The sequence below is a fragment of the Streptomyces sp. IBSNAI002 genome (assembly GCF_052244475.1).
Lineage (GTDB): Bacteria > Actinomycetota > Actinomycetes > Streptomycetales > Streptomycetaceae > Streptomyces.
The window spans coordinates 5,145,243-5,157,818 of record NZ_JBQPXG010000002.1 but is presented as its reverse complement, the minus strand read 5'-3'; the positions used below and the strand labels follow the sequence as shown (position 1 = coordinate 5,157,818).

Here is a 12,576-nt window from a genome sequence, read left to right as displayed (position 1 = left end):
TACGCCTTAACTCATCGGCGCCAGGTGATCTTTGCTGGATAGCCGGTTCCCCCGGGGCAACGGGAGGGATGCTCCTGTTGCCCCAGAGGCTCCGGTGGCAAGCCTAAAACGTGAACTCGGAAGAGTTACTCGCCCTTGGCCTTCGCGATGATCTCCTCGGCGACGTTCCGGGGAACCTCGGCGTAGGAGTCGAACTGCATCGAGTAGCTGGCGCGACCCGAGGTCTTGCTGCGGAGGTCTCCGACGTAGCCGAACATCTCCGAAAGCGGCACGAGGCCCTTCACGAGACGCGCGCCGTGACGCTCCTCCATGGCCTGGATCTGGCCACGGCGGGAGTTGATGTCGCCGATCACGTCGCCCATGGACTCCTCGGGCGTGGTGACCTCAACGGACATCATCGGCTCGAGCAGTACGGGAGAAGCCTTGCGCGCGGCCTCCTTGAAGGCCTGCGAACCGGCGATCTTGAAGGCGAGCTCGGAGGAGTCGACCTCGTGGTAGCCACCGTCGAGAAGAATGACGCGGACGCCGGTCATCTCGTAGCCGGCCAGGATGCCGAACTGCATGGCTTCCTGCGCACCGGCGTCGACCGAGGGGATGTACTCCCTCGGGATGCGGCCACCGGTGACCTTGTTCACGAACTCGTACGCCGGACCATCGGCGTCCGTGATCGGCTCGATCGCGATCTGCACCTTGGCGAACTGACCGGTACCACCGGTCTGCTTCTTGTGGGTGTAGTCGTGACGCTCGACGGTCTTGCGGATCGTCTCGCGGTAGGCCACCTGCGGCTTGCCGACGTTGGCCTCGACCTTGAACTCGCGCTTCATACGGTCGACCAGCACCTCGAGGTGCAGCTCGCCCATACCGCCGAGGATGGTCTGGCCGGTCTCCTCGTCCGAGTGAACGTGGAAGGAGGGGTCCTCCTCCGCGAGAGACTGGATGGCGACACCCAGCTTCTCCTGGTCACCCTTGGACTTGGGCTCGATGGCGACCTGGATGACCGGAGCCGGGAAGTCCATGGACTCCAGGATCACGGGGGCCTTGTCGTCACAGAGCGTCTCACCGGTGGTGGTCTGCTTCAGACCCATGACGGCGACGATGTCACCGGCGCCCACCGCGGCGATCTCCTCACGCTTGTTCGCGTGCATGCGGTAGATCTTGCCGATGCGCTCCTTCTTGCCCTTGACGGAGTTCAGCACCGCAGTGCCGGCCTCCAGGCGGCCCGAGTAAACCCGGACGAAGGTGAGCTTGCCGAGGTGCGGGTCACGCATGATCTTGAACGCGAGCGCGGCGAGGGGCTCCTCGTCGGACGGCTTGCGCTTCACGACCGTCTCGGCGTCGCGGACGTCGTGGCCCTCGATGGCCTCGATGTCCAGCGGCGACGGCAGGTAGCGGATGACGGCGTCGAGCAGGGGCTGAACACCCTTGTTCTTGAACGCCGTGCCACAGAACACCGCGGTGATCGTGGGCTCGCCCTTGCCCTTGCCGGAGCCGAGGATGATGCGACGCACGGCGGCGTGCAGCTGCTCGACGGAGGGCTCGGTGCCCTCGAGGAACAGCTCCATGATCTCGTCGTCGTTCTCGGCGACGGTCTCGACCAGCTTGCCGCGCCACTCTTCAGCGGCCTCGGTGTGCGTGGCCGGGATGTCGACGATGTCGTACATCTCGCCCTTGGTCGCCTCGGCGGACCAGACGAACGCCTTCATGGTGACCAGGTCGACGACGCCCTGGAAGTCGGCCTCGGCACCGATCGGGAGCTGCATGACGATCGGAACCGCGCCAAGGCGGTCCTTGATCATGTCGACGCAGCGGTGGAACTCGGCGCCGGTGCGGTCCAGCTTGTTGACGAAGCAGATGCGCGGGACGCCGTAGCGGTCCGCCTGACGCCAAACGGTCTCGGACTGCGGCTCCACACCGGCGACACCGTCGAACACGGTGACGGCACCGTCGAGGACGCGGAGCGAACGCTCCACCTCGACCGTGAAGTCAACGTGACCCGGGGTGTCGATGATGTTGATGGTGTGGTCGACGTCCTCGAGCGGCCAGTGGCAGGTCGTCGCGGCGGACGTGATCGTGATGCCGCGCTCCTGCTCCTGCTCCATCCAGTCCATCGTGGCAGCGCCGTCGTGGACTTCACCGATCTTGTAAGACACACCGGTGTAGAACAGGATGCGCTCGGTGGTGGTCGTCTTGCCCGCGTCGATGTGAGCCATGATGCCGATGTTGCGCACCTTGGCCAGGTCAAGCGAAGTGGTAGCCATATCGGCTCAGTCTTCTCTCGGTCTCGATGTGGGTTGGGACTACCAGCGGTAGTGCGCGAAGGCCTTGTTGGACTCGGCCATCTTGTGCGTGTCCTCGCGCTTCTTGACGGCAGCGCCAAGACCGTTGGAGGCGTCGAGCAGCTCGTTCATGAGGCGCTCGGTCATGGTCTTCTCACGACGGGCGCGGGAGTAACCCACGAGCCAGCGGAGGGCCAGGGTCGACTGGCGACCCGGCTTGACCTCGACGGGGACCTGGTAGGTCGCGCCACCGACACGGCGGGACTTGACCTCGAGGGACGGCTTGACGTTCTCCAGCGCGCGCTTCAGCGTGATGACCGGGTCGTTGCCGGTCTTCTCGCGGAGGCCTTCCATGGCACCGTAGACGATGCGCTCGGCGGTGGAGCGCTTGCCGTTCAGGAGGATCTTGTTGATGAGCGACGTCACCAGAGGAGATGCGTAGACCGGGTCGATGATGACCGGGCGCTTCGGGGCGGGGCCCTTACGAGGCATTCTTACTTCTCCTTCTTGGCGCCGTAGCGGCTGCGGGCCTGCTTGCGGTTCTTGACAGCCTGGGTGTCAAGCGCACCGCGGATGATCTTGTAACGAACACCCGGCAGGTCCTTCACACGGCCACCACGCACGAGCACGATCGAGTGCTCCTGCAGGTTGTGTCCCTCACCCGGAATGTAAGCGGTGACCTCGATGCCGGAGGTCAGACGCACACGCGCGACCTTACGGAGCGCCGAGTTCGGCTTCTTCGGGGTGGTCGTGAACACACGCGTGCAGACGCCGCGACGCTGGGGCGAAGCCTCGAGCGCGGGAGTCTTTGTCTTCTCGACCTTGTCCTGCCGGCCCTTACGGACCAGCTGCTGGATCGTAGGCACTACTTCTCCGGTTTCTGTGTGCCGTGTAGTGAAGCTAACCTGGAACTTTGCCGACCCACGCGGTCGGGTGTGTCGGATCCGGCGGACCTCCGCGCAAGCACGGAAACGCATGGATCGCGGTGACCGATTCGGGCTCTCCTGCGGTTGATGGACACGCACGGGAGCCCAGGCACACCCCAGGCACAAGGTCTGAGCGTACCTACCGCATCCACTCCGGTCAAAACAAAAGCCCGGGCGTGCGGGCCGGCGGACCCCCACGACCCGTGCGCCGCACGGGCGACACCCCCGCGCGGCCCCACCGACTCGCGCACGTGGTGGAGGCGTGCTAAGGACCGCCAGGTCAGCACCCGTACGAACGGATGCGCGGACCGCGGCGCCGGACCCGGCGCGGACCCCGGCAGAGATCGTTCCCCGGCCCGGCGAACTAAACTGCCGAGCAATTCAGCCCAAACGGCACGACCACCAGGGAGCGGGACATTGGGGACGGTCACCTCGGAGCCGGCGACGGCGGACAGTCCGCCCCCCGACGGCGGCCGGGACCCCTCCTCGCCGGTCCGCCGCAGACACCCGCGCCTCGCACGCCTGTACGGCCCGCTGCTCGCCTTCCTCATGACCTCGGGAGCCTTCTGCGCCGCCTGGGCGGCCCGCGGCACCTTCCCCTTCGGCAACACCGGCCGCGCCCTGAACGACCAGGCCAACCAGTACGTGCCCTTCCACCGCGCACTGTGGGACCTGGCCCACGGGCAGGCCGCCGGCGACCTGCTGTTCACCTGGCGCGGCGGCTTCGGACAGCAGTTCCTGTCCGACTACCACACCTACCTCGGCAACCCCTTCTCGTGGCTGGCCGTCCTGGTCCCGCGCGCCCACGTCGACCTCGCCGTCTTCGCGATCACCCCGATCACGATGGGCACGGCCGCCGCCCTGATGACGGTGTACCTCGGCAAGCTGCAGCCCGGCCCCTGGTGGCAGCGCGGCGTCCTCGGCGCCTGCTACGGCCTGTGCGGCTGGGCCCTCAGCGACGCCTCGTACATCCCCATGTGGCTGTGGGGCCTGGTCGCCCTCCCGATGCTCGGCATCGCCGTGGAGTGGTGCCTGGAGGGGCGCCGCTGGCCGGGCGCGGCCCTGCTGGTCGCGCTCGCCTGGTACGGGAACTTCTACACGGCGATGATGGCGACGATGGCCGCCTGCGTGCTGCTCGGCATCCGTCTGATCACGCGCGAGATGACGGGCGCCGAGAGGCTGCGTGCGCTCTGGCGGGCCGCGACGGCCGCCGCGACCGGAATCCTGCTCACGCTCCCCCTGCTCCTGCCGTCCTTCCTGTCCAGCGGCTCGGCGCAGCCCACCCGGGCGGCCGCCTTCGACCCGGTCCGCATCGAGATCTTCCTGGCCGGCATGCTCCCGGCCACCCACCTGTGGGGCGGCCGGCCCCGCCTCTACGTGGCCTCGCTCGGCCTGATCCTCGCCGCCACCTTCCTGTTCAACACCGCCATCGCGAAGAAGACCCGCCTGGTGTGGGCGGCCGCGACCCTGCTCGTCGTCGTCTCGTTCCAGTTCCCGCCCACGCAGTACGTGTGGCACGGACTCGCGGTGCCGAACGGCAACCCGTACCGCGAGGCCTTCGTCTTCAGCGGGATGGTGGTCGTCCTGGCCTGGCTGGCGCTGGCCCACCGGCCCCGCCCGCTGCACCTGGCCCTGGCCGCCGCGCTGCTGGCCCTGGCCACCTTCGTGCTCCGGCACACCAACGACTTCGGCGGCTGGACCTGGCCGGCCGTGCTCGGCGGCGGGGCCGTCTCGCTGCTGGCCCTGGTCCTGCTCGCGCTGAGCGGGAAGCGCCGCGTCCTGCTCCCGGTGGCGGCCGTGCTGATGGTCGGCGTCGTCTTCGCCGAGTCCACGGTGGCCGCGGCCAACGCGGACGCCCGCCGGGCCCGCGAACGCTGGGCGAAGCCGACCGCGACCTCCAGCAAGTCGATCAACGAGCACTTCGAAGCCGTCCGGGGCGTGGACGGCTGGCCCGCCTACCGGACCGACTCCGGCGCGCCGCAGACCTCGTACAACGACGCCCTCGCGCTCCGCTCGGAGGGCCCGCAGTACTACAGCAGCTACCTGCCCGAGGCCACGTACCGGGCACTGGAACCCCTCGGCTACGGCTACAAGAACGACGGCCGGACCTTCTTCGGCGCCGACAACCCCGTGCTCGACGCGATCTTCTCGATCGGCGCGCGGGTCCGCCCGGGCACGTCCCCGGGCACCTGGACCGGCTCGACGTTCCCGGCGCCGCCCCTCGTCACGGTGCGCAGCACCCCGTACACCTCGCCCAACCCGGCGGACAGCGTCTACGCCCGCCAGGAGAACGTCCTGGGCGCCACCGTCTACCAGGTCCCGCCGGTCACCCGCGGGGGCAGCGCCACCGAGCAGACGTACGCGGCCGCCTGCACGCCCGGCTCCGACGCCTACTGGTTCTCCCCCGCCCTCTACGGCTCCCTCTCCTCCGGCGGCACGCAGAAGCCCCTCGAGGACCTGATGACGGGTGTCGTCCCGCTCGGCAAGGTGCCCGCCTCCGGCCGGGTCGAGGTCACCGTCGACACCCGCACCCAGGGCGCGACGGCCGGCGAACACCCCCTCGGCTGCCTGGACCGCGCGGCCCTGGACCGGCAGGTCGCCCACCTGAAGGCCACCGGAGCCACCGAGGTGACCACGGGCGGTCACACCATCGAGGCCACCCTCCCCCCGGGCTCCACCGGCACCGCGGTCCTCGCGATGACGGCCGTCCCCGGCTGGCAGTGCTCGGCCCCGGTCCGCAACTTCCACGGCCTGGTGTCCCTGCCCCTCAGCCCCGGCAAGAACAAGCTCTCCTGCACCTTCACCCCCAAGGGCCTCACCCCGGGCCTCGCAGGCGGCGCCCTGGCCCTGATGCTCCTCACAGCCACCACGGCCGCCTCCCTACGCCGCCGACGCGCAGCGGGCTCGTAGCGGCGCTGTCCGTTTCCGTCGGGCATCAATCCCGTGGTTCTGGATCTACGTGCGGCCCTCGATCAGTACATTGACCGGCCTGACGGATCGGGGGGCCGCATGGCAGGGCAAGACCTCCCGGGCGACGGAGGACTGGACGACCGCGTCCCCTTCCTGGCCCGGCTGGAGAGCGAGGACGGCACGGCGTTACGAGCGCTCGGCCGCGAACTGACCTTCGCACCGCGCGACCGGCTCATTCACCAGCACGAGCCCTCCTCGCACGTCCTGCTGGTCCTGAACGGCTGGACCAAGGTGACCGCCCTTGCCCCCAACGGCTACCAGGCCCTGCTGGCCCTGCGCGGACCGGGCGACATCCTCGGAGAGTCCGCCGCCCTGACACGGCGGGTGCGCTCAGCCACCGTGACCGCGCTGGAGCCCGTCCGGGCCGTGGCCGTGGACAACGAGTCCTTCCACGACTTCCTCGCCGGCTGCCCAGGGGCCGCCCTCCAGCTGCTCGCCCTCACCTCCGACCGCACTCGCGCCGCCGACCGGCGGCGGCTGGAGTTCGCGTCGTTGAGCGTGCGCGAGCGCCTCGCCGTTCTGCTCCTGGACCTCTCCAGGACCCACGGCCGTCCCGGTCCCACCGGTGTGGAGCTGTCTGTTCCGCTCACCAAGGAAGAACTCGCCGGAGCCGTCGGAGCCTCCCGCGAGATGGTCCAGCGAGAACTCAAGGACCTGCGCGAACGCGGGGTAGTAGTCACCGGCCGCCGTGCCCTGGTGATCGTCCGGCCAGACGTTCTGCGACGGATCGCACAGTCGCAGCCGCCGCCCAGCGGGTCCTGAGCCCGCTCTCCTCAGTGCACACGGTCACAGTCCGGGTGCGTCATCCGCCCTCACGGCGGTGCCTCGGCCTGCCGCACTCTTTCTCCAGCGATGACTCCCGTCGAGAGGTGATCATGACTGACCCCCTTGCCCGCACCGTTCTCCTGGTCGACACGGAGCGGTTCAGCGACCGCGACGACGTCCAGCAGGCCTACCTGCGGCGCATGCTCTACGGCATCGTCGACCGCACGCTGATGGCCGCGGGAATCGACCAGACGTTACGGCTCCGGGCGGACCGCGGAGACGCGATCATGGAGCTGATCGACCCGAGTGCGCCGCTCACCACCCTCCTGCGGGCTCTTCTCGACGAGGTACCCGCAGAGCTCCGCTCGGTGAACCGCCTGGCTGCGAGCAGCGCGCAGATCAGGCTGCGCGTCGTACTCGCCACCGCATACGTCGTGATCGACGAGTACCACGGCTGGGTCGGCACCGAACTCAACCATGCCTGCCGGCTCCTGGACGGTGACGTGCTGCGGGCGGCCCTGCGCGAGCGGGCAGACGACTACGCCCTGTGCGTATCCGAATCCGTGTACACCGGAATCGTGCGACACGACCACAAGGGCATCCCGGCAGAGCGGTTCACCAGTATCACCGTGGTCGGCAAGAACGGCCCGCTGAGCGCCTGGCTCTACGGGCCCGCCCCTTCGGAGCCCGGCTCTCCGAAGGCAGCCGAGCCGGAGCCGGACCCCGGCCTCCGCTCGGAAACCACGGCGCCGGTGCCCCCTGTGGATCCGACGAGCATCCGGTTCCGGGGGGTCAACAACGGTGTGGTCGCAGGAGGAGTCCACGGGAACATCACCATCGGCGGCACCCTGCCCCGGCAGTCCGGGGAGCCGAAGTGAGCGCCACGCCTCCCGAGACCGAAGCTCAGGCAGGGGAGCCGGTGGCGAAGGCGGCCCCGGAGGAGGCCGCTCCCGCCGGTAAGGAGGAGCGGGCCCAAGAGGCCTGGGCCACCCGGCGCGAGCTGGAGTCCCACGCTCCGCAGTCGATGCGGTTGGACGGCACCAACAACGGCGTTCTGGCCGGTCTGATCGTCGGTGACGTCATCACCGGCGGCAAGACGGAAATCAACTACCTGCTCGGCGACCCCGGGGCCGCCCACACCTCCGGGGAGATCCCGGAAGCCACCCTGGACCTGGTCTCCCGCACTTTCGTCACCGAGGGAACGCCCTTCGACGCACTCCTGGACCGGCTACGTCAGGAACACGTCCTCGTCCTGACCGGTGACCCGTTCACCGGTCGGCGCGCCGCGGCCCTCATGCTGCTGCACCGACTGGGCGCCGCACCCGTGCATGTCCTGGACCGCGAGACCTCGCTGAGCGAACTCAGCCGCCGGTTCATCGCCCCCGGCAAAGCGCGCGGCCATGTGCTCAGCGACCTGGCCGTCAGCCGCGACCAGCCGTTGCACGAGGCGCACCTGCTGGCTCTGCGCAGCCGCATGAAGGAACAGCAGGGCTATCTGGTGATCACCACCGGCCACAGCCCGTACATCGAGGCCACCGTTCGTCCCGGCCCCTGGTTGCCTCCCAAAGCCCGGGCCGTGCTGGAAATGCAGCTGCGGCGCAATGCGGGCGAGGAGGTCGCCCATCACCTGCTGACGCTGCCGGCCGTGGGGGCATTCCTCGCCCGGGAAGACCATCAGGTGCGAGAGGTCGCCGAGTATGCGGCTCTCCTGATCCGACACGTCGTGGGCGATGCCGACATGGCCCAGGTCGAGCAGTATTCGCTGAATCGGCTGGAGCAACAGATCCAGGAGTGGTTCGAGGACTCCACGGACATAGTTCGCCTGCGGGAGAAGGCCTTCCTGATCGCTCTGTCCGTCTTCGACGGCGGACCGTACGCCCTGACGGCCGAGCTGAGCGACACGCTGTACTCCGAGCTCCAGCGCACGGGGGACCCGGAGTACAACCAGCGGATCCCTGTTTTCGGCACCAACATCGGCAAGCGCCTCCAGGATGCCCGCGCACGCACCGACTGGGCCAGCGAAGACACCGAGTGGGGACCCGTCAAGCAGTTCGTCGCGTCCTTCAGGGACAGCCGGACCTCCCCCGTCCTCCTTCGGGAGGTGTGGACCGGCCACCCGTCCGCCCGCCCCGCCCTGGTCAAATGGCTCGGCAGGCTCGCGAACGACCGGCGGCCCCTGGTCCGAACCCGGGCCGCCGCCACCGTCGCCGTCATGGCAGTCGCGGACCTGCCGTCGGCGATGGCCCTGATCATCGAGCCCTGGGCCGTCTCCGACCACGCCCGGCAACGCACCACGGCGGTCACCGCGCTGACCCTCAGCCACCGCATCGGCGCCCCGAACATCCCCCGGATCGTCGACGGCTGGAGCACCAATGCCGACGAGCCCAGGCGCTGCTGGGTCGCGGTACGGGCCCAGGGGCTGATCGGGCCCGAACGCCCTCGAGAGGCACTCGCCGCACTGCGCACCCAGGCACGCGTCCAGAGCGGCAAGTCCACCGCCGACCCGCTCCTGAGCGAAGAGCTGCCCGAGTCCACGGCACTGCTGCTGCTCTCCCCGCAAGGCGACCGGATCCTCGCCGACCTGGTGAGCACCCTCCGCGACCACCGGTCGGCAACCGACCTCGCCATCGGCGGATTCCTGGCGGCCTGCCGCCATACCTGCGAGGGCACCGAGCAGAACCGTCCGCCGGTCCTCGACTGGTACGCACGCGTCCGGATCGACGGGACCGCTGCCGCAGACAACATCGTCATGATCCTGCGGACCGCGCTCGACGACCCTGCCTTCACCGAGCCGGCGACGGCTGCCTTCCGGAAATGGATCACGGCGGCCGAGGCGGACCAGGCGACCGAGTGGGCGCTCGCCTCCCTGCTGAGCGCCCTCGCCGCCACCCCCCGCGAGTACGCCCGGCTGGACTACTTGCTGCGCAATCCCCGGAGTGAGGAAGGCGGGCCGTACCCGGCGGTCGCCGCGCGCCTGCGTACCGCCCTCCGGCCCGCCGTATCCGTCTGAGGCTTCGTCTTCCGTGAAGGAGACCCGAACGATGGCCGACTTCTTCCAGCGTCCCGACTGGGATCAGCAAGCGCACCGTGACAGCGATCTGATCGACGCCGTTGTGACCGTCCGCCAGCTGGGCCGATGGAGCGTCCTGCCGCCCAGGGCGCACAGCCGGATCGACTACGCACTCGTCTGTGTGACGGCCAAGGGCACGTACGACGCGTACCTGCCTCCCCGCCGGCCGGTCACGGCCAGGCGCTACACGGGCATGTACGAGGTCGACACCGGTGTCCACCCCCTGCGCGCGGAACTGCGTTTGCCCAGCAGCGATGACGCCCACGAGTTCGAGGTGACCGTCCTCCTCGACTGGCAGGTCACCGACCCGACCCAGTACGTCCGCAGCGGCTGCCGGGACGTACCGCGCCTGCTCATCGGCGAGCTGGAGCACGCGGCACGCCCTGTGGCCCGCAGGTTCTCGATCGCTGACAGCGCGGCTGCGGAGTCGGCGCTGCTCACCTGGTGGGAGGGTGCCGAGGTGCTGGGGGAGAGTGCCGGTCTGCACGTCACGTGGACCGTCCAGGTCCGTCGGGACGCCGACAACATCGAGCACGCGCGCCGCCTCCAGGCGATACGTCACGCCACGGCAGAGGACGTCCTCATTCAGGAACAGGCCATGGCGCGCGCACGGCATGCGCTGGAGCTCCAGCGGTTCGACGCGCAGAGGCTCGACTTCTACCAGCGTCACCTGGCTCAGGGGGGTGTCCAGGCCTGGGCTCTGCATCTGGCCGGGCACCCCGAGGACACCAGGCCCGTTCTCGACGGGATGCAGGACCACGAGCTCAAGCTGATCCAGGCCCAGATCAACCTGATCAAGGAGCTGCTCGGCGGTAGTGGCGAAGCCCATGAGCTGGAGGGCCCCAAGCGGATCGTCCTCCAGATGATCAGCGACTTCTTCACCCAGCGCTTGTCCGGGTTCCCCGCCGGTCCGCCTCCTGACGCACTGCCCGGATGGGAGCGGCCGTCCGGATACGGACACGCCCCCACTCCGCCGGACGCCAAGGGGGAACAGGGGTGAGCGAGCACCGCGAGGGCGAGGCCGCCCAGCGGCTCCTCGCCGACCTGCGGACAGAAATCACCCGGGCGGACAGCAAGGCCTCGGTCCTGGTGGGCACCTTCGGCATCACCGCCGGTCTGGTCGGCTCCCCACTCATCGTCAAGGGGTGGCATCCGGGCTCGCTACCCGTCACCGGACGGGTTCTGTGGAGCTGCGGCGCACTCGCGCTGGCTCTCTCCTTGACCTCACTGCTGCTGGCCGTACTGCCCCGCTACGGCAACGGCGTATGGCGGTCCGGAACACCCCTCTCGTACTTCGGGGACATTCGCTCGGCCGTCCGCCAGGGACGCCTCTCCGAGGCGCTGGCCGAGACCGACCGGGATCCAGCCGCCTCCCTGCGAGCCGCCCTCGCGGAGAACAGCCGCATCGCGGCACGCAAGCACCAGTGGATCCGCGTCGGCCTCCTGTCGTACGCCGTGGGCGCGGTCCTGCTGCCCCTCGCTCTCCTCATCGGCTGACACCCCGACCGGAAGGACCCCCGTGGACAGCACCAGGCATCCGGAGTACCCCCCGCACGCACCGCTGCCCGCGCAGACGGACCCCGGGCTCGACGACCTGGAGTACCACCACGCACCCGGCACCCGCGTCTTCCACCGAGCCCGCCAGCGCGGCGCCGACGTCACCGCCTGGGGACGGCTTGCCCTGCAGATGCCCGGCTTCCTGCTGAGCCTGGGCGTGGTGGTCCTCGTCGCGCTTCTCGTGGATGCCTGGGTCGGCCTGCCCTACTGGCTGCCCACCGCTCTGTGGCTCGCCTCCGGGACCCTCGCCTTCCACCGGCCGAGCGAGCGCTTCCTGGCCCGGCACCTGCTGGGGCTCCAGCGGCCCCTCCCCCACGAACTCGCCCACCTCACACCCGTATGGCGTGAGGTGAGCGCCCGTGCCGGCATCGATGGCAGCCGCTACGAACTGTGGATCGAGGACAGCCCGCAGCTCAACGCCTACGCGGCTGCGGGACACATAGTCGGCGTCACCCGCCATGCCGTGGAGAAGCTGCCCAAGTCCCAGCTGGCCGCCGTACTCGCCCACGAGCTCGGCCACCACACCGGGGGCCACGCCTGGGCAGGACTGCTCGGGTGGTGGTACGGATTACCGGGCCGGATCACCTGGCGGACACTTGCTCACGCCGTCGTCCGGACGATCCGCCTCACCATGCGCCATTCGCTACCGGGCGCCGCCCTCCTGGTGCTCGCCCTGGGCCTTCTCGCCTGCCTGACCGTCAAGGCGACCTACGGTCTGCCTTTGCTGCTGCTCCTGGTCCCCTGCCTGATGGCCGCGCTGGCCCGCCGCGCGGAGCTCAGGGCTGATGCACACGCGGCCGTCCTCGGTTTCGCTCCCGTACTGGCCGCGATGCTGCTCGACGTGATGGCCCGGGACGAGCGGCGGGCAGAGCTGACGGCGCCGCCCCGGTACGCGTTCGCCCGCTCCGGGCCGCTGGTCCGGCTGCTGGCCACTCACCCCGACCACCGCACTCGCCTGCACCACCTGGAGCCCTACCTGAGGTCCCGCGGCCAGACCCCGTGAACGCCGCAG

10 protein-coding genes are annotated in these 12,576 nt (G+C 69.5%); 7 read left to right on the top strand and 3 right to left on the bottom strand.

All coding sequences use genetic code 11. The features are described 5' to 3' along the window. Positions 1–125: 125 nt before the first annotated feature. From fusA to rpsL, 3 genes are read right to left on the bottom strand one after another with little or no spacing between them, the layout of a single operon-like run. A complete protein-coding gene (gene fusA / locus ACTVZO_RS24990; RefSeq protein WP_443300503.1) occupies positions 126–2,258 on the bottom strand; it encodes an elongation factor G in 2,133 nt (710 codons plus the stop codon). Positions 2,259–2,297: 39 nt separating this feature from the next. Continuing rightward, on the bottom strand, positions 2,298–2,768 hold the full coding sequence (gene rpsG / locus ACTVZO_RS24985) for a 30S ribosomal protein S7 (protein WP_007265894.1): 471 nt from the start codon (positions 2,766–2,768) through the stop codon (positions 2,298–2,300). Between the two features lie 2 nt (positions 2,769–2,770). Continuing rightward, positions 2,771–3,142, bottom strand: coding sequence for a 30S ribosomal protein S12 (gene rpsL / locus ACTVZO_RS24980; RefSeq protein ID WP_007265893.1), 372 nt, complete (start codon positions 3,140–3,142; stop codon positions 2,771–2,773). Between the two features lie 477 nt (positions 3,143–3,619). On the opposite strand from rpsL, the gene ACTVZO_RS24975 reads away from it, so the two are divergent. The 7 genes from ACTVZO_RS24975 (at position 3,620) to ACTVZO_RS24945 (ending at position 12,567) form a co-directional block, all read left to right on the top strand. Then, positions 3,620–6,112 carry a YfhO family protein gene (locus ACTVZO_RS24975; protein WP_443300502.1) on the top strand — a complete coding sequence of 831 codons (2,493 nt, stop codon included), beginning with the start codon at positions 3,620–3,622 and terminating at the stop codon, positions 6,110–6,112. Between the two features lie 99 nt (positions 6,113–6,211). Continuing rightward, positions 6,212–6,934: a Crp/Fnr family transcriptional regulator gene (locus ACTVZO_RS24970; protein WP_443300501.1), complete on the top strand. Its 723-nt coding sequence runs from the start codon at positions 6,212–6,214 to the stop codon at positions 6,932–6,934. A 113-nt stretch (positions 6,935–7,047) separates the two neighbouring features. Beyond that, positions 7,048–7,815, top strand: coding sequence for a hypothetical protein (locus ACTVZO_RS24965; protein WP_443300500.1), 768 nt, complete (start codon positions 7,048–7,050; stop codon positions 7,813–7,815). Then, on the top strand, positions 7,812–9,947 hold the full coding sequence (locus ACTVZO_RS24960) for a hypothetical protein (protein WP_443300499.1): 2,136 nt from the start codon (positions 7,812–7,814) through the stop codon (positions 9,945–9,947). The genes ACTVZO_RS24965 and ACTVZO_RS24960 overlap by 4 nt, the downstream gene beginning before the upstream one ends. A gap of 31 nt (positions 9,948–9,978) precedes the next feature. Next, complete coding sequence (locus tag ACTVZO_RS24955) at positions 9,979–11,007, top strand: hypothetical protein (protein WP_443300498.1); 1,029 nt, start codon at positions 9,979–9,981, stop codon at positions 11,005–11,007. Further along, positions 11,004–11,504: a Pycsar system effector family protein gene (locus ACTVZO_RS24950; protein ID WP_443300497.1), complete on the top strand. Its 501-nt coding sequence runs from the start codon at positions 11,004–11,006 to the stop codon at positions 11,502–11,504. The genes ACTVZO_RS24955 and ACTVZO_RS24950 overlap by 4 nt, the downstream gene beginning before the upstream one ends. A gap of 22 nt (positions 11,505–11,526) precedes the next feature. After that, positions 11,527–12,567: a M48 family metalloprotease gene (locus tag ACTVZO_RS24945; protein ID WP_443300496.1), complete on the top strand. Its 1,041-nt coding sequence runs from the start codon at positions 11,527–11,529 to the stop codon at positions 12,565–12,567. Positions 12,568–12,576 lie beyond the last annotated feature (9 nt).